Origin of the sequence: Sandaracinus amylolyticus (assembly GCF_000737325.1) — a bacterium.
Lineage (GTDB): Bacteria > Myxococcota_A > Polyangia > Polyangiales > Sandaracinaceae > Sandaracinus > Sandaracinus amylolyticus.
In genome coordinates this window covers 8,493,857-8,519,243 of record NZ_CP011125.1, presented here as the reverse complement: position 1 = coordinate 8,519,243, position 25,387 = coordinate 8,493,857, and the positions used below count along the sequence as shown (strand labels likewise).

The following is a 25,387-nucleotide window of genomic DNA, read 5'->3' as shown; positions in this document are numbered from 1 at the left end:
AGCGGAAAAGTCCGGAATAAGTGCATTGAGGGCCGACCGAGGTTGAGGTGCCGGACACCACAGGCGTAGGTGGGCCAGGCCACGCTCGGAGGCGCGCGAATGCGGACGTCGAGCCCAACCCCGGTCGGCTCCCTGGGGTGCCGGAACCGAACGTCGGTCGGCAAAACCTGTGAGAAAACCACGTCCTCGACGCGCGATGGCCGCGCCCGCCCTCACCGGCGACCCGACCCGCCACCACCGGCGCTTCGTTTCCGCGACGTTTCGCAGATCTGCGCGGATGTACGCACTGGTACGTGCTCTGCTACGCGGCGCGGCCCGGAGGGTTCTGGCTCACATGACTCGTTCGTTCGTCCGCGCGCACGTCGCGCTCTCGCTCGCCGGCCTCGCGCTCGCGGGCTGCATGATGGACTCGGCCGCGAAGGTCCCCGCCGACGGCGTGGAGCCCGCGCTCGACGTCGCGTCGCTCGGCGCCGCCGACTCGGCTCGCTCGATCCCGGCCGCGCCCTGGTGCCAGCTGGTCGAGGGCGAGCTCACCCGCGCGCGTCCCACTGCGCTCTTCACGTTCGAAGGTGGTTGTGACGACACCTTCGTCGACCTCGCGAACCGCGACGGCAGCGACGTCTTCGTCGCGCTCTACGAAGAGCGCGACGGCCGTTGGGCTCTCGTCGCGCGCAACGACGACTGCAGCGCGGACACGCTCAACGCGTGCCTCTCGACGTCGACGCGCGCCGGCGTGCGCTACCTCGTGATGGCCACCTCGTACTCGTACGCGGTGCGCAACCGCCCCGAGGCGATGTCGTTCCACCTCACCGTCTCGTGCAACGGCGCGGACGGCGAGTGCGCGGCGCCCGGCTCGCAGCAGGCGTGCGGCAGCCGCGGCCTCCCCGAGTGCGGCGAAGGCTTCTTCTGCGCGTTCGAGGCGGGCTCGATGTGCGGCGCCGACGATCGCGGCGGCGTCTGCGCGCGCCGTCCCGACGCGTGCATCGAGATCTACCAGCCCGTCTGCGGCTGCGACGGCCAGACGTACGGCAACGCGTGCAGCGCGGCGTCGGCGGGCGTCAGCGTCGCGCACGACGGCGAGTGCCCCGCGCCGGGAGGCGAGGGCGAGCCCTGTGGCGCGCGCCTCGGCGACACCTGCGACGAGGGCTTCTACTGCGCGTTCGCGCCCGAGGCGATCTGCGGTCGCGCCGACGCGACCGGCACCTGCGCGCGCCGTCCCGACGCGTGCATCCAGGTCTACGATCCCGTCTGCGGCTGCGACGGACGCACCTACGGCAACGCGTGCACCGCGGCGTCCAACGGCATGAGCGTCGACCACGCGGGCGAGTGCGAGCGCGTGGGCCAGGGCGAGGGCGAGACCTGCGGCGGCATCGCAGCGCTCGAGTGCGCGGCGGGCCTCGCGTGCGACTACTCGGCGAGCGGCTGCAACATCGCGGACGTCGCGGGCGTGTGCGTCGTCGACGAGCCGCGCGCGTGCACGCGCGAGTACCGCCCGGTCTGCGGCTGCGACGGCAACACGTACTCGAACGACTGCGTGCGCCGCGCGGCGTACGTCGGCCTCGCGCACACCGGCGCGTGCCGCTGACCGCGATCTGATCGCGTGAGCGAGCGCCCGCTCGACCTCGTGTCGGGCGGGCGTTTCGTCGTTCCGTCGGCGGACCTTGCGGCGCGGATCGCGCGCGGCAGAGTCCCGCGCATGACCATCGAGCTCTATCGGTTCGCCTACAGCTGCTACGCGAGAAAGGTCCAAGCCGCGCTCGAGCTGGCGCGCGTGCCGTTCACGATCGTCGACGTGCCCTATCTCGATCGCGACGTGATGACGAAGGTCGCGCCGGGCTACCCGATGGTCCCGGTGCTGCGTCACGGCAGTGACGTGATCACGGGGTCGCGCGAGATCCTCGAGGCGCTCGTGCAGCGCGAGCCCGCGATCGCCGCGCTGGTGCCGGAAGGACGCGAGGCCGTGGTGTGGGCCTATCACGACTTCGCCGACTCGACCCTCGAGACCCCGATGTTCCAGGCCGCGACCCCGGGCATCCGCGCGCGCTTCGCGACCCACAACGAGCGGCTCTTCTTCACGTTCATCAAGGAGCGTCGCTGGGGCGCGGGGTGCGTCGAGCGCTGGGCGCGCGAGCGTGACGAGCTGCTCGAGAGCGCGCGCACGATGCTCGCCCCGACGCGCGCGTCGCTGCGCCGTCATGCGTTCGTCGCGGGCGACGCGCCGACGCTCGCCGACGCGTCGCTCTACGGGCACGTCGCGATGCTCGCGTATGCCGATCGCGCGCTCGTCGCTGCGCTCGGCGAGGAGATCGTCGCGTTCACCGCGCGCATGCAGGCGCTCGGGGTCGCGCCGCCGGCGTGATCAGCGACGCGTGCCGTGGAGCACGACCGGGCAGAGCGTGTCGCGGAGCTGCACGACCGCGTCGCCCCCGGTCGTGCGGTCGAAGCAGGTGGACTGCGCGACCGAGTAGCTCGTCACGCCGACCGCGATCGGATCGGAGGCGAGCGCGACGTCGTGGATGCGCGGCGTCGCGTTTCCTCCGCCCGGCATCACCGCGGTGATCGCGAAGAGCCCTTCGCCGCGCACGAGCTCGTGCGAGAAGCCGAGCTCGATCGAGCCGCCCTGGGTGCGATCGAGCACGACGATCACACCACCGCGCGCGAGGAACGCGCGCAGGTGCGGGTGCCACGCCTCGGCGATCGTCTGCATGCGCGCGCGCTCGGCGGACTGCGCGTAGACGAGCAGCACGTCGACGTCGTCGTCGAGCGCGTCGTCGAGCTCGAGCCACGACGTGAGCTCGGTGAACGTCACGTCGCGGCCGGTGGCGTTCATCACGCCGTCGCGGATGCGCGGGCGCAGCAGCGTCACCGGGTTCCAGCTGACGCGATCGGTGTACTGCGTGTAGTCGAGCACGCGGATCGCGCCGGTCCCGCGCGCGAGCGCGACGGCATTGCCGAGCACGCGATCGCCCTGCGAGAACGCCTGGAGCAGGTCGTGGCCGATCAGAACGAGGTGCCCGGTGCCGCGCGTGCCTGCGTCTGCGTGCCCGGCGTCGCGCATGTCGCTCTGCGCGTCGGGCATGTCGCTCTGCGCGTCGGGCATCTCGCTCTGCGCATCGGGGATCTCGGTGGACGCGTCGAGGCCGGCGTCGACCTCGACGTCGCCGCACATGCACGCGCCGAACGCACCGTCGACGCAGACCTGCGCGCCTGCGCGCCCGTCGGCGCACGCGCAGGCGACGCTGAGCCCGTCGGTGCACTCGCTCGACTCCGCGCACGCCCACGCCGCGCACGCGATGACACACGCCGCGATCCCGTTCCTCGTCACGCGCATGACGTGATGCTCGGAGGAACGGTGCGCGCACGTCAAACCCCCGGGTGGGTGATCTCGTGCGTCGTCCTCGACGAGCAGCACCATCGCGCGCCCGAGGCCGGTGCCGCGCGGAGGGCGGCGAGCCGCCGCCCATGCCGACCACCGCGAGACGGATGACGCGAACACCCGCGCGCGCCAGACGCGCCTTCGGCCGGCCGCGAACCCGCGCTTCGTCGAGCGCGCGGTGGATCTCGTGGTGGTGCGAGGGCTCGAACGCGTCGAGCGAGATCGCGCCCGCTGGGAGCGCGAGCATGTCGCGCACCGGCTCGGCGCCCTCGAGCTCGCCCCGCTCAATGTCGAGCTCCCAGTGGCGACCGGCTGCTCGTCGCCGCGCGTGGGCCGATCCGCCAGGGCCGCGTCGGTTCTCCGCTCGCGCGGGCTCACCCCGCGCGGAGGAGCGAGCCGCTCCGCTCGCGACCGAGCACGTCGAGCGGAGCGCCCTCGCGCACGACCTCGCGGCCCCCGACCACCACGCTGCGCACCGCGCGATCGTTGCGGCGCACGAGGCGCGACAGGCCGTCGAAGCCCGGCATCTCCACCTCCACGATGCGGTCGACGTCGCTCGTGAGCCCCGCGGGATCGATCACGACGAGATCCGCGCGCGCCTTCTCCGCGATGCGCCCCGCGTCGATGCCGAGCCACGTCGCGAGCTCGCCGGTCAGGCGATGCACGGCGCGCTCGATCGGCATCACGCGATCGTCCTTCGCCATGCGCAGGAGCCGCAGCGGGAAGTTGTAGTGCGCCATGTTGCGGAGGTGCGCGCCGGCGTCGCTGAAGCCGATCAGCACGGCGGGGTGCGAGACGATCCAGCGCAGCCACTCCGGTCGATCGTTGCCGATCACCGTGTACCAGCGGAGCGCGCGGCCGTGCTCCGCGACGAGATCGAGCAGCGCGTCGATCGGGTCGACGCCGCGCTCGCGCGCGACCTGCCCGATGCTCTTGCCGACGAGCGCGCGATCGCCCGGGCACTCCTGGATCTCGGTGTCGTCGAGATCGCGATGGTAGGCGCGACCGAGCAGCCAGCTGCCCCACTCGCGGCGGAACCGGCGGCGGAACGCGGGATCGCGCAGCAGGCGCGCGCGCGTCTCGTCGTCGCGCTCGTGCAGCGCGGCCGTGCCCGCGCCGATCTCCTCGAAGATCGGCGCCTCCATCCCGTCGACCCAGAGGTCGAACACGTTCGGCAGGGACTGGAACCGCAGGTCGGCGCCGAGCAAGCGATTCACGAGCGACGCGAGGAGCCCCGCGGCGCGGAACGGAAGGCGCGCGGCCTTCGCGTCCATCATCGTGATCAGCATCGTCTTGAGCCCCGGGCGCATCACCCCGAGCGACTCGAGGAAGAAGAGCAGCACGTTCACCTTCGTGCTGACGTTGGGCACGCCCTGGAGGATGCGGCCGCGCGCGCGCAGCTGACGCGCGAGCCGGCGGTACTCGCTCCACGTCGCGAACACGCTCGGCGTCGGGCGCGATCGCAGATCGCCGTCGCCGTCCATCTTGTCCCAGGTGAGCGTGTTGATGCTGAGGCCGAGGTACCCCGCGTCGAGCGCCTCCGAGAGCAGCGCGTCCATGCGCGCGAGCTCGAGCTCGTTGGGGCGCACGCCGCTCGTCAGCGAGCGCTCGAGCCCCATCGACGCGGCGCGGATCGCGCTGTGGCCCAGCAGCGCCGCGACGTTCGGTCCGAGCGGCAGCGACGCGAGGTGATCGAAGTACGCGGCGGGCCCGTCCCACGTCTTCACGCGCTCGAGCATCGGCTTCACGGTCGCGCGCGGGATGCCCTCGACGCGGCAGAACATGTCCGCGAGGTCGACGGGATCGCCCACCGCCATCGAGAGCCCGCACGAGCCCATCACGACGGTGGTTACGCCGTGCCGCACCGACTCGGGCAGCCCGGGCAGCAGCTCGACCTCGGCGTCGTAGTGCGTGTGCACGTCGAGGAAGCCCGGGGCGATCCATGCACCGGATGCATCGATCACGCGTGCATCATGCACGCGCTGCATGGGTGGGAGGATCGCGGCGATGCGCCCGTCCTCGACGACGACGTCGGCAGGACGGCCGGGCGCGCCGGTGCCGTCGAAGAGCGTGCCGTTCTGGACGTGGAGGCGCTCGGGCGAAGTCATGCCCAGAGCATAGGCTATCGCGCGATCTCCACGCTGCGCGGAGGCGGCGGACGCATCGCGCGGCGCGGCACGGCGGCGGAGCGCCCGGAGAGCCGCTCGAACTCGCGCACGTCGTGCGAGCAGATGATCTCGACGCCCTCGTCGCGCCCGTTGAGCTCGCGCAGCCGTCGCTGGTTCGCGAGGCGCGCGCCGCGATCCTTCTCCATCATCCACTGGTAGAAGCGCAGGCCGGGCGTGCAGCGCGGGCGCTTGGGATCCATCTCGGCGTGGAAGAAGTACGCGTCGCCGGACTGCAGGAGCCAGCCCGCGCCGCGCCGCACCGCGATGCCTGCGTGGCCGAGCGTGTGACCGAGCAGCGGCACCATCACGACGTCGTCGGGGACGCCCTCGAGGGCGCGCACGCGCTCGAAGCCGTGCCAGCGCTCGCCCTCGCTCGCGCGGTACGTGCGCCAACCGCTCGAGGTGCTCCACTGCTGCGGTCGATATCGCTGGCGATCGAGCCAGGTGCGCTGCGCCATCGCGCTCTCGCGCTCGCTCTCGAGCAGGTGGACCTTCGCCCACGGGAAGTCGTCGAGCCCTCCCGCGTGATCGAAGTCGAGGTGCGTCATCACGATGTGCCGCACGTCGCGAGGCTCGAACCCGAGCCGCTCGACCTGGCGGATCGCGGTGAGCTCCGCGCGGAACTCGGGCGCGAGCAGCGCGAGGAAGAACGCGGACAGGCGGCTCTTGGGATCGGCGACGTCGCGCAGGCCGAAGCCGGTGTCGACGAGCACGAGGTCGCGCCCTGCTTCGATCAGCAGGCAGTGACACGCGAGGCGGCCGCGACGGACGATGGACGCGGTGCGATCGTCGAAGAGCCAGCCGCCGACCGGGCACGTCGAGATGCAGTTGAGGTGATGGATGCGCACGTGGCGCGGCGCAGCACGCCGCGTACCCGTGCACGTGCCGCGCGAGGCGTCGGATCGCGCGGCACGAGCGCGAGGCGCGCGGCCTCGTCGCACGTCGTGCGCGTGGCGCTGCGCTACTTGTACTCGATGAGCCCGCTGCGCCGGCCGCGCACGCGGCCGAGGTGGTACTTGAGCGCGCCTTGCAGCTCCGCGAAGCGCCCGACCGGCACCGAGACCGCGTACGCCGCGGCGTCGGCGCGCGAGCGCCCGCGCGCGCGTGTCGATCGATAGATGCGCGACGCGCTCACGGGATAGGCGGCGAGCAGCGCGAGGCTCGCGCCCAGCGTGGGCACTGCGGCCCCGATCGCGACGCCGGGGACGACCGCGCCCCAGAAGAAGATCCGGCGCGTCTCGCGCACCCAGTGTCGCTGCTCGGACGCGCCGTGCAGCGCGGCGCCCTCGGCGAACGCGTGCCCCGCGCGCACGGAGCGCTTCCACCACTGCGAGACGTGCGTCATCGCCGCGTCGTGCAGCGTCATCTCGGCGTCGAGGCGCTCGATGCGATGTCCCGCGCGGCGCAGCCGCACGCAGAGCTCGGGCTCCTCGCCGGCGATCAGCGATCCGTCGAAGCCGCCGACCTCGACGAACGCCGAGGCGCGCATCATCGCGTCGCCGCCGCACGCGCTCGCCTCGCCGACCGGCGTGTCCCACTCGACGTCGATGATGCGGTTCCAGACGCTCGCGTCCTTGAAGCGCTCGCGCCGGCGCCCGCACACCACGGCGAGCGAGCGATCCTGCTCGAGCCGAGCGCGCGCGGTCTCGAGCCAGCCCTCGACCACCTCGCAGTCGCCGTCGACGAACTGCACGTAGCGGAGCTCGGGCGCGATCTCGCGGAGCCGCGCGAACCCCTCGTTGCGCGCGCGCGCCGCGGTGAACGGGATCGAGAGATCGAGCTCGACCACGTCGGCGCCGAGCTCTCTCGCGCGCGCCGCGCTGCCGTCGGTCGAGGCGGAGTCGACGTAGACGACGTGCGCCACGCGCCCCGCGAGCGAGCGCAGGCAGCGCACCAGACGTTCACCTTCGTTGCGGCCGATCGCGACGCACCCGACGTCGCGCGCCCTGGCATCGTGTGGAGGCACGGCGCGAGGATGCCGCAGCGCGCGGGAGGGCGCCAAGACGGCTCAGCGCGCGCGACGCGGCGTCATCTCGGCGATCGCGCGGGCGACGGTCGCGGGATCGGCGGGCTTCGCGAGGTGCGTCTGGAAGCCCGCCTCGCGGGCGCGCCACGCGTCCTCGGGGCGCGCGAACGCGGTCATCGCGATCGCGGGGACGTTCCCGCCGCCGACCTGCGGTCGCGCCCGCACCGCGCGCAGGAAGCCGTAGCCGTCGAGCACCGGCATCGCGACGTCGCTGACGATCACGTCGGGCACCGCGCGGTCGAGCGCGCGCAGCGCCTCGGCTCCGTCGCGCGCGTCGACGACCTCGGCGCCCGCGGCGGAGAGCGCGACGCGCAGCGCCTCGCGCGTGTCGTCGTCGTCCTCGACGAGCAGGACCTGCACTCCGTCGAGGCGCACCACGCCGTTGAGCGCGCTGGGCTCGGGCAGCGCGTGGGTCGCGCTGTCCGCGCCGTCGGGCCGCGCCGGCAGCCGCACCACGAAGCGCGTGCCGCGATCGCGCCCGTCGCTCGCGACCGAGACGGTGCCGCCGTGTGCTTCGACGAGGTGCCGCACGATCGCGAGCCCGAGCCCCACACCGCCCTTGCCGCGCCCCGGGGTCGGTCGCGCCTGGCGGAACCGCTCGAACACGTGGGGGAGGAACGAGGGCTCGATGCCGATGCCGTCGTCCTCGACGACGATCTCGAGCGCGTCGCCGTTGCGGCGCAGCGTCACGCGCACGTGCCCGTCGTCGCGGGAGAACTTCACCGCGTTCGAGACGAGGTTCCACACGATCTGCTGCAGGCGCGACGCGTCGGCGCGCACCCGCGGGCAGGGATCCTCGGCGACCAGATCGATGCGCACGCGTCGCGCGTCGGCGGCCGGGCGCAGCGCGTCGATCGCGGCGCGCGCGACGAGCTCGGGCTCGAGGTCGGCGCTCTCGAGCCGCATCGTGCCGCCGACGATGCGCGCCACGTCGAGCAGATCGTCGACCAGCTTCGCCTGCGCGCGCGCGTTGCGCTCGATCGTCTCGAGCGCGCGCGTGATCAGCGTCGCGTCCTCGGTGCGCGCGCGCGCGATCGCGGCCCAGCCGAGGATCGCGTTGAGGGGCGTGCGCAGCTCGTGCGAGACCGTCGCGACGAGCTCGTCGCGCATGCGCGTCGCGTCCTGCGCAGCGCGGAACAGGCGTGCGTTCTCGATCAGCAGCGCGGCGCGGTGCGCGATCTCCTCCAGCAGCTCGATGTCGAGCGACTTGCCCTCGCGCTCGCTGGTCACGGCGATGGTGCCGATCACGCGACCGCGCACCTCGAGCGGCGCGGCGACCACCTCGCGCGCCTGCGCTTCGTCGATGTAGCGGCGCCCGGCATCGGTCGCGACGTGCGGATCGCGAGGGCCGTGCTGCATGCGCACCACCTTCCCGGTGCGCACGGCTTCGCCGTTGAGCGAGCCCTCGACCGGCGTGGGCCGCGTGAAGATGGCGTGGGCGAGGGCCTCGCGCGCGGGATCCAGGTGGTGCAGCGCAACCGTCTCGAGCCACTCGCCGTCGTGCGAGAGCAGGTTGATCGCGGCGAGGTCACCGAGCTTCTGCGCGGCGATGCGCGCGATCGCGTCGTACGCGAGCTCGGGATCGAGGCTGACCTCCGCGAACACGCGCGAGATGTCGGCGAGCGCGCGCAGGCGCTGCGCGTCGCGGGCGCGCTCGGTCGCGGCCTCGCGCGCTTCGGTGTAGAGGTGCGCGTTCTCGAGCGAGATGGCGGCGCGCGCCGCGAGCCGCATCGCGAGCGCGCGGTGTCGTGGCCCGTGACGACGCCCCGAGCGCGCCATGCCGAGGTGCAGCACCGCGAGCGTGCGTCCGTGCGCCGCGATCGGCACCGCGAGCGAGGTGCGCGCGCCGAGCTCGCGCAGGATCGCGAGCTCCTCCGGATCGCGCGCCATGCGATCGACCAGCGCGTCGTCGAGCTCGGTGATCGCGGGCTCGTCGCCCGGGCGCTCGATCGCGCTGGCGATCGGCGCGAGCGGATGCTCGGACCACCGGCGCAGCGCGCGGAGCCGCGCTTCCTGCGCGTCGTCGTCCGCGGCCTCCGCGACCTGGCGATGCCGTCCGTCGCGCTCGACCACGCCGAGCACGCACAGGTCGCCGAGCATCGGCACGGCGAGCCGCGCGATCCGACGCAGCGTCTCGTCGACGTCGAGCGACGCCGACAGGATGTGCGCGGCCTCCGCGAGGAACGCGTCGTTCGCGCGCGCCTCCTCGAGCGCGGCGTGCGCGTGCGCGCGATCGAGCGCGGTCTCGCCGAGCCGCGCGATCTCGTGCGCGAGCGCGACGTCCTCCGACGCGTGCACCCGTCCCGAGCCCTGCGCGCGGGTCAGCTCGAGCGCGCCGCGCGTGCCGCCGCCGAGCGCGAGCGGGACCACGATCACCTCCGACGACGCGATCGCCTCGGCGCGATCGATCACGTCCGCGATCGCCGCGACGTCTCGGGTCGGGGCAGGCGCGTCGCTCGCCCGCTCGACGACGCGCCGCACGGTTCCGTCCTCGTCGCGTCGATGCACGATCGCGCGATCCGCGAGCGTGGGGACGACGGCGTCGGCGAGGCACGCGAGCGTCGCGTCCGGCGTGCGCGTCTCCGCGAGCGCGCTGCCGACGCTCGCGAGCAGATCGCGGCGTCGCGCCGCGAGCGCGCGCTCGGTCACGTCGAGCGAGAACGAGATCACGCCCTCGATCCCGCCGTGCTCGTCGCGCAGCGGCTGGTACGTCGAGTCGAACACCCGCTCGCGACCGTGCAGCACGTAGTGCGTCGCGGGCGTCCGCACGACCGCGCCCTCGCGGTACACGCGGTCGTAGAGCGCCAGCACCGGCGCGCCCATGCCGAGCTCCTCGACGACGTCGCGCAGCGGGCGCCCCAGCGCGGCGAGCGGCCCGAGCGCCTCGATCGCCGACGGGCTCATCGCCGCGAGCACGTGATCGGGGCCCAGCGCGAGCGAGACGATCGCCGGCAGCTGCGTGAACGCGTGCTGGATGCGCGCCCGCCCACGCTCGACCTCGCTCGCGGCGTTCTTGCGATCGGTGATGTCGGTGACGGTCACCACGAAGCCGTGCACGCGACCGTCGTCGGCGCGCCGCGGCAGGTACACGACCTCGACCCAGCGCGCGCCTCGCTCGGCGTACGGGATCTCGGTGTCGAAGCGCTGCGTCTCGCCCGCGAGCGCGCCGCGGATGTGCTCGTGGACGATCGCGTACGCCGTCTCGCCGAGCACCTCGCGCGCGGTGTGCCCGACCACCTCGTCGACACCGCGCCCGTGCCACGCGACGTACGCGCGGTTCGCGAACCGGAAGCGCTCGCCGGCGTCGATGTACGCGATGCGCGTCGGCACGAGCTCCATGATGTCGGCGAGCGCCGCCGAGAGGTCGTTCGCCGGCTCGCCGGGTCCGTTCAAGAGCTGCTCCTGGGGCTGCGGACCTAGGCGCGCGCGGCGCCCCCCGCAACGAAGGTCGATCACTTCCGACGGGTCAGGAACGCCTTCACGGCGTCGACGTTCTCCGCGCTGCCGTAGCGCGTCGCGAGCACGCGGTTCTCTTCGTCGATCGCGTGCTGCATGTCGCTCTGCTCGCCCTTGTCGACGAGGCGACGGCACTCGAGGATCGCGCCGGGCGGCAGCGCCGCGACGTCGTTCGCGATCGCCATCACTTCGCTGGTGAACGACTCGCGCGGGAAGACGCGCGTGACGAGCCCCCAGTGCTCCGCGGTGCGCGCGTCGATCGGCTTCGCGCGCAACAGCAGCTCGCGCGTGCGCTGGTGCCCGATGAGCCGCGGCAGCGCGAACGAGCCCGCGTACTCGACGACGAGCCCGAGCCGCACGAACGGCACCAAGAACGTCGCGTGCTCGGCGGCGTACACGAGATCGAAGTGCGGGAGCATCGTGACGCCCATGCCGACCGTCGGGCCCTGCACCGCGGCGATCACCGGCTTCGTGCATGCGCGCAGCGGCTCGTAGAGGCGCGCGACCTTGCTGATGTCGCCCTCGAGCCCGCCGGTGCCCGCCTGGAGGAACAGGTTCACGTCGGCGCCCGCGGAGAACATGTCGCCCGCGCCGGTGACCACGACCACGCGCACGCTCTCGTCGGCGCTCGCGCGCTCGAGCGCGCTCCAGAGCGCCTCGGTGAGCGCGACGTCGAACGCGTTCTTCTTCTCGGGGCGGCTGAGGGTCAGCACGCGCACCGCACCGTGATCTTCGACCCGCAGCACGTCGTTCATGGCGGGCTGCACGGTACTTCACCCCGTGGAGACGAGGAAGAAGAAGAGGATTCCGCTCAGGAGGGCAGGAAGTGCAGGTGAGGGTGGGAGAGGGACGCTTCTGCTACGAAATCCGTAGCGCTACGGATTCCGTAGCGCCGAGACACCTAGCGTCTCATCGCGCGGAAGCGCAGCGGGTGCTCGACGTTCTTCACCTTCGCCTCGCGCCACGCCTCGAAGCGCGCGTCGTCGTCGACCACGCCCACCAGCGAGTCCATGCACAGGATCTCACCGCCCTTCGCCTGGCCCTGTAGGCGCGCGGTGTTGTTCATGCCCGCGCTGAAGCCCGTGTAGTCCTCGTCGGGCCCGAACACGCCGACGAAGAGCGGGCACCAGTGCAGGCCCGTCGCCACGTCGAGCGGCTCGGCGCCCGCGAGCTCCGGCAGATCCTCGTGCGTCGTGAGCGAGCGCGTGAAGTCGCGGATGCGCGCCGCGGCGTCCATCGCCGCGAGGCAGAGCTCCTTCGACGATCGATCGAAGAAGGGCGGGCCCCAGATCCCGATGATGCAGTCGCCGACCATCTTGTCGAAGACGCCGCCGGTCTCCCACAGGATCTCGACGACGCGCTCGCTCCACGTGTCGACGAGCCGGCCGATCGCCTGCGGGCGCACCAGCACCTGCTCGCAGACGCGCGTGAAGCCGCTGATGTCGCAGAACATCACCGCGCACTCGCGCTCGCGCGGCGTGAGGTACTTCTCCCGATAGCTCTCCTCGCGCAGCAGGCGATCGCACGCGTCGCGCGGGAACGCGACGCTCAGCGTCTTCCACTCGCGGTTGAAGTCGACGATGCGCTGGCGCAGCGAGTCCGCGAAGCGGTCGAGCAGATCGCGATCGAACGTGTTGAACTCGCCGCGCTTGCTCGAGACGACGAGACGACCGACGACGCGCGCGGACCGCACGCCGTTGATCAGCACCTCCTCGCGGTAGCGACGGATGCCGAAGCGCTCGCGCACCTCGGCGTCGTCGCCGGCCATCATGCGGAACGCACGCGAGCGGAGGAACGCGTCGATCTCGGGATCCGCGCGCGTCGTCGAGTCGTGCACGAGCACGCCGTTCTGGATGATCTTGTAGTGCAGCGTGCGGCCCGACGCGTCGTCCTCGTGTCGGAAGACGAGCAGCATGTCCTCGAAGGGCACGTTCGCCTGGAGGATCGCGAGCGCGGCGCGGAGGCCGTCGTCGAGCACCGGCTCGGCGAGCGCGTCGCTCATCGCGTCGATCGCGAGCGCCTTCTTCCGCGCGAGGGCGATCGACGCGAGCGTGTTGTCGATCTCCTCGCAGAACACGTGCAGCAGGCCGCGCACTCGCTCGGCCTGCCTGTCGTCGAGCGCCGTCGGGATCAGCACCGCGGCGGTGCCGAACGGATCGCCGGCGACGTCGATCCGCTGCGCGACCACGGTGCTCGAGCCGACACGCTCGAGGACGGCCCCGGCATCCGCGCGCGCGGCGAGCGCGTCGAGGTCGATGGGCAGCGTCGCTTCGTCGCCGGTCGCGTGCACGTAGTCGTGCAGCGAGAGCGTCTCGTCGTAGGTGCGGATCCATGCGACGCGCGCGTCGACGGCGTCGCAGAGCACCGGCATCAAGAGACGCATCGCGTGATCGAGCGGGAGCCGATCGCGCACCGCGATCTCCGCCAGCCGATCGACCGCGTCGTTCAGGCGCCAGCGCTCCTCGAGCAGCGCGACGCGCGCCTCGAGCTCTGCGATCCGCGCACCGGCATCCAGGTTCGTCGTCCCCGCCATCGCGTCCATTGTCGCCGCGTCCGGCGCGCGAAAGAAGCGCGATCGTGGCGGTGCGCCACGACGAAGCGCGCCACGGGTTTCCGCGACGAACGTCGGCGCCCATGCGCTCTCGAAGAGGAGAGAACATGCGCCGCATCCCCTCCAAGCTGCTCTCGCTCGCGCTCGTGCTCGGTCTCGCCGGCTGTGGCGCGACCACCGAGCTCACGCCTGCCGGCAAGGCCGATCGTGTCGTCGGTGCGCCCGACGCCGCGTGGGCGGAGGCCGCGGGCGTGCGGTGGATCGTGCAGGGCGACGCGTGGACGGGGCGCGATCAGATCGCGCGCGTGCTCACGCCGGTGCGCGTGCGCATCGAGAACGTCGGGCCGCGACCGATCCTGATCCGCCACGGGCACTTCGCGCTCACCGACACGAGCATGCGCCGCTACCTCACCGTCGCGCCGTACCGCGCGCCCGACGCGATGCCGCAGCCGATCCCGGTCGCGCGCGAGATCGACGCCGAGGGCTTCGAGCCGTCGCCGACGTTCGACGCGTTCTACACCGCGCCGGAGAGCGAGGCCGCGGCGGTGTGGCAGGACGTGCAGCTGCCGGTCGAGGAGATGCGCCGCCGCGAGCTCCCCGAAGGGCTGCTGCGTCCCGGCGGCTTCGTCGACGGGTTCCTGTTCTTCCAGCACGTGCCCGCCGACGCGGGGCGCATCCTCTTCCGCGCCGACGTGACGAGCCACGACGGACGTCGCCTCGGCACCGCGCTCGTGCCGCTGGCTGCGAGCGATTGATCGCGCATCCTCGCGGCGTGGCTTCGCCGCGCTCTCCGACGTCGCGCGCACGTCTGCCCGTCGCGGTGATCGCGCTCGGGCTGACGAGCTTCTTCACCGACGTCGCGTCCGACATGATCGTGCCGCTGCTCCCCGCGTTCCTCGCGACGCTCGGCGCGAGCACCGCGATGCTCGGGCTGATCGAGGGCGCGGCCGAAGCGACCGCGAGCTTCCTCAAGCTCGGCTCGGGCTACGTCGCGGATCGCGCGCCGCGCAAGAAGCCGCTCGTCGTGGTGGGCTACGCGATCGCGACGTTCGCGCGCCCGCTGATCGCGCTCGCCGCGATCCCCGCGCACGTGCTCGCGATCCGGGTCGTCGATCGCGTCGGCAAGGGCGTGCGCACCGCGCCGCGCGACGCGATGATCGCAGCAGCGGCGGAGCCGGGCGAGGCCGGGCGCGCGTTCGGGTTCCATCGCGCGATGGACCACGCGGGCGCGGTCGTCGGACCGCTGGTCGCGACCGCACTGATCGCGCTGGGGCTCACGGTGCGCGGCGTGTTCGCGGCGGCGCTGATCCCGGGCGTGATCGCGCTGCTCTGTGTGCTGAGCGTGCGCGAGCCCGCGCCCGAGGCGATGCCGGTCGCGAAGGGCGAGGCGCCGACGATCGCCGGGCCCGCGGTGCCGCGCTCGCTGCGCGGCTATCTCGGCATCCTCGCGCTCTTCGCGCTGGGGAATTCGTCGGACGCGTTCCTGCTGCTGCGCGCGCAGGATCTCGGCGTGCCGGTCGCGATGATCCCGGTGCTGTGGGCGGTGCTCCACGTGTCGAAGGTCGCGAGCACCTGGATCGGCGGGGACCTCGCGGATCGAGTGCCGCGGCCGCGTCTCGTCGCGATCGGATGGATCGTCTACGCGCTCACGTACCTCGCGCTCGGCGTCGCCACCGAGGCGTGGCAGGCGTGGGTCATCTTCGTCGTGTACGGCGCGTACCACGGGCTCACCGAGCCCGCGGAGAAGGCGATGGTGAAGGACCTCGCGCCGCCGAGCGCGCGAGGACGCGCGTTCGGGCTCTATCACTTCGTGATCGGGGTGACGGCCATCCCCGCGGGCCTGCTCACGGGATGGATCTGGGAGGCGTTCGGGCCGCTGCACGCGCTCGGGCTGGGGGCGCTGATCGCCGCGATCTCGGGCGCGCTGCTGATCGCGTGGGACGCGCGCGGCGGGCTCGTCAGAGCGTGAGCTGCGACGTCACGGGCGCTGGTCGCGCGAGCTGGTCACGAACAACGTCGCGTCGATCGTCGTGCCTGCTGCGTGAGCGCCGATCCAGACGTCGTATTGGCCGGGGCGCGGCGCGAACACGTCGACCACCGCGTTCGTCGTGCGGCCGGGGACCGCGTCGTCGTTGCAGAGGAAGCGCCCGCCGGGATCGGCGATCACGAGCGTCACGTCGGTCGTCGCGCGCACGAAGAAGCGGAGGAGCGGCGCCGATCCCGAGAAGCGCACGATCGCGTCGGGCTCGGCGGCGACGTAGCCGCGACAGCCCGCGCCGAGGCGGAGATCGGCGACGTGGATCGGTCCTCCGGGATGGGCCGCGACCGAGAACGGATCGGGCGTGAACTGCGCGCGCAGCGGGTGCACGCCGGACCGCGCGCGAGCACCGCCGACGGTCAGTGGGGCCGAGGCTGGAGCCTGCGCGCTGGTTGGATGCTGCACGCCCACTGCGATCACGAGCGCGCACATCAGCGCTGCGCTCGCGACCACCACCCCGACCCGCGTCTGCCCCACGACGGGAATACTTACGCACGAAGGGTCTTCGCGAAAGCCGCGCGATCGACTACGTCCGCAGCGACATGCTGTCGATCGAGGAGGGGCCCGGGGTGGTGCGGTTCGACGTGCGGGTGGCGCCGCGCTCGAGCCGCGACGCGATCCTCGGGGTCCATGACGGCGCGATGAAGGTCGCGCTGACCGCGCCGCCCGTCGAGGGCGAGGCGAACGCGGCGCTCGTCGCGCTGCTCGCGAAGAAGCTCGGGGTCGCGAAGCGCGACGTGGTGCTGCTGCGGGGCGAGACGTCGCGCGCGAAGCGGGTCGAGGTGCGCGGCGTGGCCGCCGACGCGGTGCGCGCGCTGGTGCCCTGACGAGCTGTCATCGACAGCTGCTCGGCCGTCGAGCAGCTCTGGACAAGTTGTCATTTTCCTCAACCCCGGTCGGCCGAAATCGCGTGATTTGCGCGATTTCTGCGGTTGGCACGTGAGCTGCTCAACCCCCGGCCATGCAGTGGGGCCGATTCGCAGTGTGGGGTCTGATCGCGACGGTGGCGGTCGGTGGTGTCGCGCTCGCCGCGGACGCGCTCGTCGAGAGTGACGAGGAGCAGATCGCGGAGATCGCGGACGCGCTGACCGGCGCGCGCGTCGAGCGGCGCGTCGACGCGGTGCTCGCCCACGTGGACTCCGCCCGGGCGCCGATCACCGTGCACGCCGACGACTGGGGCGCCGAGTTCGGCGAGGACGACGAGGATCCCGCCGACGCGATCCGCGACGCGCTGTCGCCGCTCGCCGAAGGGGACCTCGAGCTCGTGCAGCGCTCGGTCGACGTCGAGGGCGATCGCGCGCGTGTCGCGCTCCGCGTGCGCACCGGCGAGGGCTCGATCGTCGACGCGCAGCTCGCGCTGCGCCGCGACGGGCAGTCGTGGCTCATCGACGCCGTTCGTCGCCTCTGAGCTGCCGCGCAAAGACTTCCATCCGTTCCATCCGTTCCCGTTCCCATCCATCCATCCCATCCCTCCCCAACGATCACGGCGTGCGCGTCGCAGCGACGTGCGCGGTACAGTGCGCGCCGATGCGCCGCGCCGCCGTGATCGGTCTCTTCGTGCTCGCCCTCGCGGGATGCGACGACGGCCCGCGCAGCGCGACCTCGAGCGCGTCGAGCGAGGACACGAGCGGCGGTGAGCGCCTCGAGCGCGCACGCCGCGAGATGGGCCTGCGCGAGGTCGCCGAGGAGGACGAGGACGACGGCGAGCTGCCCTTCGCGCTCGGCCCGGAGCGTCTCCCCGAGCTGCCGCGCGAGGTCGACGCCGAGGAGGCGCCGCTCGCGCCCGGGCTCGCGCGCGCGATCGACGCGCTGATGCTCGCGCGGCCCGAGCCCGAGGCCGATCTCGACCGCGCCGGGTACCAGACCTTCGTCGAAGAAGACTACGCGCGCTGGGTCGCGGCCCGCGCCGACGCGCTGCGGGTCGCGCGCACCGCGCTCGCGCCCGCCGAGCAAGGAGAGGTCGGCGAGTACGTCGTCGCGTCCGCGGTGATCGGGCTCATGCTCGCGCGCTTCGCCGACGCGATCGCGACGATGCCGGTGCCCAGCACGATCGACCTCGTGCCCGCCGATCGCCTGCGCTTCCGCGACGCGTACCTGCGCGCGGCGGCGCCGCTCTGGGATCGCGCCGCCGATGCGTTCGGCGCGTGTGCGAGCGCGAGCGCGCGCGCCGACGATGCCACGTTGTCGCCGTGGCAGCGCTTCTGCGACGAGCGCCTCGAGCAGGCGCAGGACGCGCCGCGCCCCGTCGAGTGATCACTCGTGCGTGACGACGGGCACGTCGGCCGAGATCAGGTACGCGCCGCCTCGGGTGATCAGGAGCTCGCGAAGCCCGGCCTTGCGTAGGCCGTTGATCGCGACGCGCAGGCGGATCGCGGCGGCGCGATCGAGGATGCGCTCGCCGGGCCAGCCCGCTTCGATCAAACGCGAGGGCGCGACCGGCACGTCGGGCGTCTCGACGCGGGCGCGCGCGAGCGCGGCGAGGATCGCGGGGAGCGCGCGTCGGTGCTCGAGCTCGACGCGCTCACCGCCCGGTGTGCGGAACCATCGACCGCCGGCGCCGACCTCGAGCACGGCGCCGCGCTCGGCGCGCGCGATCGCCGAGGCGAGACGTCGTGCTGCGGCGCGCGCTTCGACGGGCACGTCGTCGCGCCCTTGCAGCTGCGCCACGCGGCCGCGCGCGGTCGCGATGCTGCGCCGCTGGGTGCTCGTGAACTCCCCGGTGTCGCTGCCGCGTCGCGCGATCGCGAGATCGAGGAATCCGCGCTGCACCGCGAGCGCGACGCGCGGGCGCGGATCGGTCACGCCCGCGAGGCGCGCCTCGACCTGGGCGAACTTCGCGTCGCTCTCGTCGACGCGATCGCGCTCCGCTTCGAGCGCGGCGAGCCAACCGGAGAACACGAGGCCGATGCCCGGGTGATCCGCGAAGAACGACTCGGCGCGCGCGAGATCCGCGTGCGCGGCCTCGAGCTCGCCCTGCTCGAGACGGATCGCGCCGCGATAGCCGATCGCGAGCGACTCCATCGGACGCTGCCCCGTGCCGCGCGCGAGCACGAGCGCGCCCTCGATGGTCGCGCGCGCTGCGTCGATCGCGCCCTCGGCGAGCGATGCGAGCGCGCGCTGCACCGCGACCGCGACCTCCGCCGCGGGATCGCCGGCCTCGCGCGCGGTGCGCTCCGCGTCGGCGAGCAGCGCGCGCGCGCCGGGGAGATCGCCTTCTTCGATCGCGAGCTCGCCGAGGTACGAGAGCGTGAACGCCTCCCAGCGACGATGCCCCGCGCGACGGTGCGACTCGAGCGCTTCGGTCCAGCGCCGTCGTGCTTCGTCGCGGCGGCCGAGCCCGTGGTACGCCGCGGCGACGCGATCGAGCGTGACGCCGATCGAGAGGCGATCGCCGTGCGTTTCCTGGATCGCGAGCGCCTCCTCGAAGAGCGGGAGCGCGTCGGCGGTGCGGCCGCTGTTGAGCGACATGCCACCGAGCAGGCGCAGGCTCGTCGCTTCGAGCGCGGCGTCGCCGGTCGCGCGCGCGATCGAGAGCGCATCGCGGGCGTAGAGCGCGCACGCCTCGGTCTCGGCCATGCGCCACATCACGGCCGCCTGGGTCGCGCGCGCGAGCCCTTCGAGGCGACGTCGTCCGGCGGCGCGCAGTCGTTCGTGGGCGATCGCGAGATCGTTCGCGGCTTGTCGCTGCGTCGCGTGGGCGAGCGCGCGGAGGCGACCGCGGCCGAGCAGGAGCTCGTCGTGGCGCGGATCGCCCTCGGGCACGTGCACGATCACGCGCTCGAGGCGATCGAGCACGGAGCGCGCGCCGCCGACGAGCTCCGCGAGCGCGACGAGCGCGAGCGTCACGTCGACGGCCGCGCCGACGTCGGCCTCGGCGTCGTCGGCGATGCGAACCAGCTCGTCGCGCTCGCGACGGAGCCAGCGCGCTGCGTCGAGCCCGTCTCGTTCGTGGAGCGCTGCGGCCGCGCGGCGTGCGCCGGCGGCGAAGAACGCGCGATGACGCGCTTCGGCGCGCGGGGCGAGGGCGAGCTCGTCGAGCTTCTCGCGCGCGTAGGCGCGGACGAGCGCGGGCACGCGGAAGCGCTGCGAGCCGTCTGCGCGTGATCGCCAGGCGCGCACCAGCGACCACTCCACGAGCTGCGAGAGCGCGCCGAGCACCGTGCCGGTGCGGATCTCGCCGAGGTCGACGATGGCCTCCGCGGTCTCGCGCGAGAACGCGCCTTCCAGCACGGAGAGCTGCGCGAGCGCGGACTGCTCGGCCGGGCGGAGCAGCGACCACGACTCGTCGAGCGCGCCGCGCACGGTCGCGGAGCGCGCGGGCAGATCACGCCGCACGTCGGCGAGCACGTCGAGGCGTCGCGCGAGGCCGCGCGAGAGATCGTCGATGCCGAACGTGCGGGCGCGCGCGGCGCAGAGCTCGATCGCGAGCGGAAGACCTTCGAGCTGTCGCACGATCGCGTCGACCTCGGCGAACGCGTGCGCGTCGTCGGTGAGCTCGGCGCGCTCGCGACGCGCGATGGTGAGGAAGAGTCGCGCGGCGTCGCTGGGCTCGCCGTCGCGGCGCGGCTCGGTGGAGAGCGGCTGCAGCTCGTGCACGTGCTCCATCTCGACGCGGAGGCGCGCGCGGCTCGCGACGAGGAAGCGCGCTTCCGGCGCGGCTTGGAGCATGCGAGGGAGCGACTCGGCGGCGGGCTCGATGACGTGCTCGAGGCCGTCGACCAGCACGAGGCAGGGGCCGTGGTGCGCGAGCGCGCGTGCGATCGCCTCGATGTCGTCGTCGCGGTCGCCGGTGGGCTCGTCGATGTCGAGGCCGATGCGGAACGCCTGCGCGAGATCGCACTCGATGCGCGCGCGCTCGGCGTCGACGCGCACGACGCGCTCGGGCCACGCGGCGGCGACTTCGCGCGCGAGGCGCGTCTTTCCGACGCCGGGCGGGCCGACGATCGAGACGACGCGTCCTCGTGCGAGCGCGGCGCGCACCGCGCGCACGTCCGCGTCGCGCCCGATGAGCGGCTCGGACGCGGGCGGGATCGTCGGAATCTGCCGGGTGGGCTCCCCCTCGCGCACGGGGACACTCTATCGCAGGCGAGCGCCGGTCCGGCGAATCACGATGCGGGTGCCGGGCGCGTCGGCGATCACGAGACGCAGGGGGCGAGGCGCGCTGCGATAGCCCGCGGTGCGGGCGCGGAGATCGAAGCGGCGCTCGGCGTCGTCGGGCATCCACGTGAGGCCGAGCACGTCGACGGTGTCGCCTTCGTGGATCTCGACGACCTGCGCGGTGCGCAGGCCGTCGCTCGCGCGGACGAGCGCGTCGCGGCACGCGGAGGACACGAACGGCGAGACGGCGTCGAGGTGCTCGTCGAGCGTGCGGGTCGTCGGTGCGGCGACGATCAGCGGGGCACGCGCGAAGGCGATGACGATCGGCTCGCCGTCGTGGGTCTCGATCGCGAAGTGCGCGCCGTCGAGGAGGCGGACCGTGGTTGCCCAGAGGTCGCGGAGGACGACGGTGTCGCCGGGCTCGCGCGGGGGGAGGCAGGTGACGCGGCCCGATGCGAGTCGGGTGGCGCCGATGGGGTCGTCGTGGCCGTCGAGGAGCGGGACGGTGGGAGGGAGGAGGGTGAGGATGTCGCGGCCCGTGTGGTCGAAGGGGGCGCGGAGGGTTTTGGGACGAACGTCGGTCGGCCGGAAACGCGAGAAAATGCGCGACATCCACGTGGGTCCGGCGAGGTAGGGCGCGGATTCCACGTGACCGAGCGTCTCGAACGACTCGGGGTCGAACCGACGCTCCACGAGACCGCGGGCGTCCGAGGTGAAGAGGAACGCAGAGCGCGGCATCGCGAGCGGGGCGCATGCTACCACCCTGCGCGATGAGCACCGTGCGCCTGGAACAGGAAGACGCGCTTCTCGCGGAATTCGACGCGACCGTGGTTGAGCATTCGCGGCATGGCGAGCGTTCGTCTTTGGTGCTGGACCGGAGCGCCTTCTACCCGGAGTCCGGCGGGCAGATGGCGGATCGCGGCCTGCTCGCTGGAGCGCGCGTGCTCGACGTGCAGATCGACGACCACGGGCGCGTGCATCACGTCGTGGAGGGGCCGCTGCCGGCGATTGGCGCGAGCGTGCACGGGGCGATCGACGTCGCGCGGCGGCGGGTGCACATGGCGCTGCACACCGCGCAGCACCTCTTGTCGCGGGCACTCGTCGAGGTCTCGGGCGCGGAGACCGTCAGCTCGAGGCTCGGCGAGTCGGTGTGCACGATCGACGTGGATCGCGACGGCATCGCGGAGGCGCGCATCGCGGAGGCGGAGAGCTTCGTGCACCGGGTGATCGACGAAGATCGTGTGGTGCGCGCGTGGTTCCCGACGAGCTAGGAGCTCGCGGCGCTACCGCTGCGTCGCGCGCCGAAGGCCGAGCATTCCCGGGTGCGCGTGGTGGACGCGGGCGGCGTCGACGTGTCTCCGTGCGGAGGGACGCACGTGCTGCGTACGGCGCAGATTGGCGTGCTGCGTGTGATCGGAAGCGAGCGCTACAAGGGCGGGACGCGGATCTCGTTCTCGGCGGGCGCGAGGGCGCGGGGAGAGCTGCTCGCCGAGAGCGCGGTGCTCAGGGACCTCGCGCGCGGCCTGCAGACGGGGCCGCTCGAAGTGCGAGGCGGTGTCGAGCGCGTACGTGAGTCGCTCGAGGGGGCTCGTCAGGAGCTCGGACGGATGCGCGCACTGCTCGCGAGGAGCATCGCGAGCGGTGCGCGCATTGAAGAACGCGTGTGGGTCGAGGAGGGCGGAATCGAGGTGATCCGGCAGGTCCCGGCGGAGATGACGCGCGAAGGGGACCGGCTGGTCGTCGTCGCGGGGCCGGTCGACGGCGGAGTGCACGTGGTGGTGGCACGCGGGCCCGGATCCAGCGCTGACGCGCGAGTGCTGTTGGGCGAGGTCGCGAAAGCGACGGGAGGACGCGGCGGAGGTCGCGCGGAGCGCGCCGAAGGTCGGATGCCTAATGGGGCGGACGTGCGTCGGATCGTGGAGACGGCTGGGCGGGGAGAAGGATGACCCACGTTCGTTTCGCGCCGTGAGGGCCGACCGACGTTGCGTCGGAGATCGATCGCGCGGCTCCGAACGGACGAGACCGGTTCGCGTCGCCTATTGGGGATGCGAACACGGCGCTTCGTCGCGCAGCCGAGCGATTTGGCCGCTTGCAACGAACGAGAGCCGGCGCGCGGACGTGCAGGAGCGCGCAGCTCGACAGATCCCGCCGGCGACGCCCGGATCGTCTCGCGCCCCGTGCGCACCCGGGCCAGCGCGCACGCGCACAGCGACTCGAATCAGGCAGCGACGCACGCCGGCGCGACGAGTGCGCCGTGCGTCTGACGCATCGACCACGTGCCCGCTGGGAACGGCACGTCGCGTCGTCCCGTGCGCCAGGACTCGAATGCGTGTCGATAGCTCAATCGGAACGCGCGCAGCCGCGTCGCGGATGCGATCAATGCGTCGCGATTGCCGCGCCCCACCGCAAACGCAGGCGCGAGAGACCGTAGTGGCTCGGGCGAGCGCGCCCGTCGGAACGGCGAGAGCTTCGCGCAACGATCCGCGCCGAGGAACGCTCCGCCGCGCTGGCTCACCTCCGCGCGCGCGGTCGACTCGAACGCGGCGACCTCGTGCGCGATGAGCTCTCGGAACTCAGCCGCAGCCATGCCGAGCTCGCCGGCAGCGCGCGGCATCTCGAGGCGCAGCACGACGCTCGACGGCCATCGTTCGTCGTCCGGCGCGAAGTACTCCGCTGGGCGCTCGATGCGCCACTCGCATTGGCCAATGTCAGTCGATCGCGTGGTCACGCCCGGCCAATCACGCGCACGGCGCACGAGCGCCGCGGCGACGGGATTCGCGATCGCATAGGCGATCTTCTCGGCGACTGCGGCCGGAGTGCGCAGCTCGACGACGCTGGTCGCTTCGTGGTCCCACACCGCGCCGTCCCATTTGCGAAGAGCCTTCGTCGCCAGCGCGACGTGACGGTGCAGATAATGAAGGAACTCGGGGAGTCTACCTTCCGGATCAGTCACCACGAGATGCTCGTGAGTGCTCATGAGCACGGCCGTGTGGACGAGCACGCCGGCACGCGCTGCCGCGACGGCGAGCGTGTAAAGGAAGATGCGATTCATGCGCGCGTCGGGCGCGAAGAGGTGATATCGGCGGAGGACGCGGCGCGTGATGAGGTAGACGCTGCCCGGTTCGATGAGGCGTGGCTGAGTCACGGGTCGGCGACTGAGCACGTCGCGTACCGGGCTCTCACTGTGTGAATCCTACAGGAAACCGAACGTGGGTCGGCGAAGTGGCGGCGAGGTGGCGGCGGAGCCGCCACCTCGCAGGTCGCTCACCTCGTCCGCCGATATCCCGGACACTGACGCGCTTTCGCGCTCTTCTTCTCCTGCGTCGGGAACATCACGCTCTGGATCTGCTGATAGTCCTCGAGCGCGTCCGACTGCGTGAACGGGAACGTTCCTCCGAGCTCCGGCCGAGTGCCCACGACCATACCGCTCGTGATCACCGCATCCGCGCTCGCCCACACCGTCGAAGTCCCGCAATGCCAGGTGTTCATGTTTCCCTGGATCGAATGGAACTCCGACCGCGCGCCCGTCTGCTTCAGCGTCGCGAGCTCGTGCTTCCACTGCTCGTACGCGAACACCTTCGACGGGTCCGGCCGCTTCGCCGTCGAGTCGTGATTGTACCCGGTGATGATCGTCGGGCCCGCGCTCGCCGGCAGTCCCAGACCGACACCGACGTTGAGGCTGAACACGCCCTGCAGGTCCGGCTTCACGTCGTCGCCGTCGTACCAGTACTGCGAGCACAGCTCGTGCGGCAGGTGCTGACTCAGCACGCTCGTATCGCTGTGCAGATAGACATCCGCCTTCTGGAAATCGAACGCTCCGAGGATCGCTTTCTCCTCCGTGGTTGCGTCCGCGAGCAGCTGCAGCGTCAGATTCGCCTGAGTCGCGAAGATCACCTCGTCATACTGCTCTTCACCGATCGAGTCCGTGATCAACACGCTGTTCCCGCTGCGGCGCACCTTCTGCACCGGGCGCTCGAGCAGCCATCGCGCGGGCGTGTCGTTCGCCATCGCATCGACGTACTGCCGCGTTCCCTTCGGGAACAATCGCCACGTCGTCCCATTGAAGAACGACAGCTGCTTGTCCGAGAACAGCCCCAGTATGTTGACGATGGGCGCCGCCAACAATCCCGCCCTCGTCACGACCAGCAGCGTCAGCACCGGAGAGAGCGCCTTCGCCGCGAATTCCTCATTGTATCCGAGCTTGTTCAGCCAGTACTCGACCGACCGGAGTTGCTCCTCGACGGGCAGATGATCGATCCGCGCCGCGTCCACCTCGAACCGCGAGCACTGCTCTCGCAGCCGCTGCCACAGCGCAGTGTCCGGCCCCCCGGTCCACCACTTCTCGTCCTTGAAGCTCGCGCCGATCGTCCAGCCCGCCGCGCGCGTCTCGATCTTGTATTTGTCGATGATCGCGTAGAGCACCGGATAGGTCCACGGGTCGGTCAAGAGCACGCCCATGTCGATCGGCCGCACCACGCCGTCCGCGCCCTTCACGTCCACCGTGTGCGCGTGTCCGCCGAGTGTCGATTTCGCTTCGTACACCGTCACGTCCGCGGCACGCCCCAGCACGTACGCCGCGCCGAGACCCGCGCCACCGCCGCCCACGATCGCGATCTTCTTCTTCTTGTCCGCCATTCGTCGCCCCTCCGTCAGGTCGACTACCAGAGCGTTCGCG

General features: G+C 72.4%; 21 protein-coding genes and 1 pseudogene. 10 read left to right on the top strand and 12 right to left on the bottom strand.

Going from position 1 to position 25,387, the window contains the following annotated elements; all coding sequences use genetic code 11:
- The first annotated feature begins 334 nt into the window (after positions 1-334).
- Together DB32_RS45930 and DB32_RS35890 are read left to right on the top strand one after the other, a co-directional pair.
- Positions 335-1,585: a Kazal-type serine protease inhibitor domain-containing protein gene (locus DB32_RS45930; protein WP_053237166.1), complete on the top strand. Its 1,251-nt coding sequence runs from the start codon at positions 335-337 to the stop codon at positions 1,583-1,585.
- A 111-nt stretch (positions 1,586-1,696) separates the two neighbouring features.
- Positions 1,697-2,359: a glutathione S-transferase family protein gene (locus DB32_RS35890; RefSeq protein WP_157069770.1), complete on the top strand. Its 663-nt coding sequence runs from the start codon at positions 1,697-1,699 to the stop codon at positions 2,357-2,359.
- Here the strand turns inward: DB32_RS35890 and DB32_RS35885 are convergent, their stop codons facing one another.
- The 7 genes from DB32_RS35885 to DB32_RS35855 form a co-directional block, all read right to left on the bottom strand.
- Positions 2,360-3,331 (bottom strand): hypothetical protein, encoded by a 972-nt coding sequence (locus DB32_RS35885; RefSeq protein WP_157069769.1) that lies wholly within the window; start codon positions 3,329-3,331, stop codon positions 2,360-2,362.
- A gap of 419 nt (positions 3,332-3,750) precedes the next feature.
- On the bottom strand, positions 3,751-5,484 hold the full coding sequence (locus DB32_RS35880; RefSeq protein WP_053237163.1) for an N-acyl-D-amino-acid deacylase family protein: 1,734 nt from the start codon (positions 5,482-5,484) through the stop codon (positions 3,751-3,753).
- A 14-nt stretch (positions 5,485-5,498) separates the two neighbouring features.
- Positions 5,499-6,392: an MBL fold metallo-hydrolase gene (locus DB32_RS35875; protein ID WP_053237162.1), complete on the bottom strand. Its 894-nt coding sequence runs from the start codon at positions 6,390-6,392 to the stop codon at positions 5,499-5,501.
- Positions 6,393-6,505: 113 nt separating this feature from the next.
- Positions 6,506-7,510: a glycosyltransferase gene (locus DB32_RS35870; protein WP_053237161.1), complete on the bottom strand. Its 1,005-nt coding sequence runs from the start codon at positions 7,508-7,510 to the stop codon at positions 6,506-6,508.
- A 42-nt stretch (positions 7,511-7,552) separates the two neighbouring features.
- Positions 7,553-10,963 carry an ATP-binding protein gene (locus DB32_RS35865; protein WP_053237160.1) on the bottom strand — a complete coding sequence of 1,137 codons (3,411 nt, stop codon included), beginning with the start codon at positions 10,961-10,963 and terminating at the stop codon, positions 7,553-7,555.
- Between the two features lie 59 nt (positions 10,964-11,022).
- Positions 11,023-11,781 carry an enoyl-CoA hydratase/isomerase family protein gene (locus tag DB32_RS35860; RefSeq protein ID WP_053237159.1) on the bottom strand — a complete coding sequence of 253 codons (759 nt, stop codon included), beginning with the start codon at positions 11,779-11,781 and terminating at the stop codon, positions 11,023-11,025.
- A gap of 146 nt (positions 11,782-11,927) precedes the next feature.
- Positions 11,928-13,559: an adenylate/guanylate cyclase domain-containing protein gene (locus tag DB32_RS35855; RefSeq protein ID WP_157069768.1), complete on the bottom strand. Its 1,632-nt coding sequence runs from the start codon at positions 13,557-13,559 to the stop codon at positions 11,928-11,930.
- A gap of 125 nt (positions 13,560-13,684) precedes the next feature.
- Between DB32_RS35855 and DB32_RS35850 the strand changes: the two genes are divergently transcribed.
- Both DB32_RS35850 and DB32_RS35845 read left to right on the top strand, forming a co-directional pair.
- Positions 13,685-14,332, top strand: coding sequence for a hypothetical protein (locus DB32_RS35850; protein ID WP_053237157.1), 648 nt, complete (start codon positions 13,685-13,687; stop codon positions 14,330-14,332).
- A gap of 17 nt (positions 14,333-14,349) precedes the next feature.
- Positions 14,350-15,546 (top strand): MFS transporter, encoded by a 1,197-nt coding sequence (locus DB32_RS35845; protein ID WP_205627102.1) that lies wholly within the window; start codon positions 14,350-14,352, stop codon positions 15,544-15,546.
- Positions 15,547-15,555: 9 nt separating this feature from the next.
- Here DB32_RS35845 and DB32_RS35840 read toward each other — a convergent pair whose 3' ends face one another.
- Entirely contained in the window at positions 15,556-16,092 is a 537-nt protein-coding gene (locus tag DB32_RS35840; RefSeq protein ID WP_157069767.1) for a hypothetical protein, read from the bottom strand.
- A gap of 65 nt (positions 16,093-16,157) precedes the next feature.
- Here DB32_RS35840 and DB32_RS35835 point away from each other — a divergent pair, with 65 nt between their 5' ends.
- The 3 genes from DB32_RS35835 (at position 16,158) to DB32_RS35825 (ending at position 17,868) form a co-directional block, all read left to right on the top strand.
- On the top strand, positions 16,158-16,442 hold the full coding sequence (locus tag DB32_RS35835) for a DUF167 domain-containing protein (protein WP_053237155.1): 285 nt from the start codon (positions 16,158-16,160) through the stop codon (positions 16,440-16,442).
- Positions 16,443-16,576: 134 nt separating this feature from the next.
- Positions 16,577-17,023: a hypothetical protein gene (locus tag DB32_RS35830; RefSeq protein ID WP_053237154.1), complete on the top strand. Its 447-nt coding sequence runs from the start codon at positions 16,577-16,579 to the stop codon at positions 17,021-17,023.
- 119 nt (positions 17,024-17,142) lie between these two features.
- Complete coding sequence (locus DB32_RS35825; protein ID WP_157069766.1) at positions 17,143-17,868, top strand: hypothetical protein; 726 nt, start codon at positions 17,143-17,145, stop codon at positions 17,866-17,868.
- Here DB32_RS35825 and DB32_RS35820 read toward each other — a convergent pair whose 3' ends face one another.
- Together DB32_RS35820 and DB32_RS35815 are read right to left on the bottom strand one after the other, a co-directional pair.
- Entirely contained in the window at positions 17,869-20,682 is a 2,814-nt protein-coding gene (locus DB32_RS35820) for an ATP-binding protein (RefSeq protein ID WP_053237152.1), read from the bottom strand.
- Between the two features lie 9 nt (positions 20,683-20,691).
- Positions 20,692-21,450 (bottom strand): hypothetical protein, encoded by a 759-nt coding sequence (locus DB32_RS35815; protein ID WP_053237151.1) that lies wholly within the window; start codon positions 21,448-21,450, stop codon positions 20,692-20,694.
- A gap of 32 nt (positions 21,451-21,482) precedes the next feature.
- Between DB32_RS35815 and DB32_RS49795 the strand changes: the two genes are divergently transcribed.
- The 3 genes and pseudogenes from DB32_RS49795 (at position 21,483) to DB32_RS49785 (ending at position 22,658) form a co-directional block, all read left to right on the top strand.
- Positions 21,483-21,983 (top strand): alanine--tRNA ligase-related protein, encoded by a 501-nt coding sequence (locus DB32_RS49795; RefSeq protein WP_075097708.1) that lies wholly within the window; start codon positions 21,483-21,485, stop codon positions 21,981-21,983.
- A gap of 51 nt (positions 21,984-22,034) precedes the next feature.
- A pseudogene (locus DB32_RS50335) lies at positions 22,035-22,148 on the top strand (alanyl-tRNA editing protein); the annotation flags it as partial.
- A gap of 171 nt (positions 22,149-22,319) precedes the next feature.
- Positions 22,320-22,658 carry a DHHA1 domain-containing protein gene (locus DB32_RS49785; protein ID WP_240481376.1) on the top strand — a complete coding sequence of 113 codons (339 nt, stop codon included), beginning with the start codon at positions 22,320-22,322 and terminating at the stop codon, positions 22,656-22,658.
- Between the two features lie 272 nt (positions 22,659-22,930).
- Here the strand turns inward: DB32_RS49785 and DB32_RS35800 are convergent, their stop codons facing one another.
- Together DB32_RS35800 and DB32_RS35795 are read right to left on the bottom strand one after the other, a co-directional pair.
- Positions 22,931-23,857: a hypothetical protein gene (locus tag DB32_RS35800; protein ID WP_053237148.1), complete on the bottom strand. Its 927-nt coding sequence runs from the start codon at positions 23,855-23,857 to the stop codon at positions 22,931-22,933.
- Positions 23,858-23,976: 119 nt separating this feature from the next.
- Entirely contained in the window at positions 23,977-25,347 is a 1,371-nt protein-coding gene (locus tag DB32_RS35795; RefSeq protein ID WP_053237147.1) for an FAD-dependent oxidoreductase, read from the bottom strand.
- Positions 25,348-25,387: the final 40 nt, after the last annotated feature.